General features: G+C 69.5%; 1 protein-coding gene. It reads left to right on the plus strand.

Annotated features, from left to right (window positions below; translation table 11 throughout):
• Positions 1-321: Ig-like domain-containing protein (locus F6S12_RS33250; RefSeq protein ID WP_315870052.1), on the plus strand; the 321-nt coding region annotated here is incomplete at both ends.

The raw sequence follows: 321 nt of genomic DNA on the forward strand, positions 1-321 counted from the left end.
CCTTCAACCTGACCATCACCGCCACCGATACCAACGGCGCCACCGGGTCCCAGGCCTACTCGATCACCATCAATATTCAGGCACCGGTTGCCAGCGCCGGCAGCGCCACGGTCGCGGCCAACAGCAGCGCCAACCCGATCCCTCTGAGCCTCAGTGGCGGCGCCGCCACCAGCGTCGCCGTGGCCAGCGCCGCCAGCCACGGGACTGCCACGGCCAGCGGCACCAGCATCAGCTACACCCCCACCGCCGGTTTCTCCGGCGCCGACAGTTTCACCTACACCGCCACCAACGCCAGCGGCACTTCCAGCCCGGCCACGGTGA

Origin of the sequence: Pseudomonas sp. JV245A, assembly GCF_032424515.1 — a bacterium.
In the GTDB taxonomy this organism is placed as follows: domain Bacteria; phylum Pseudomonadota; class Gammaproteobacteria; order Pseudomonadales; family Pseudomonadaceae; genus Aquipseudomonas; species Aquipseudomonas protegens.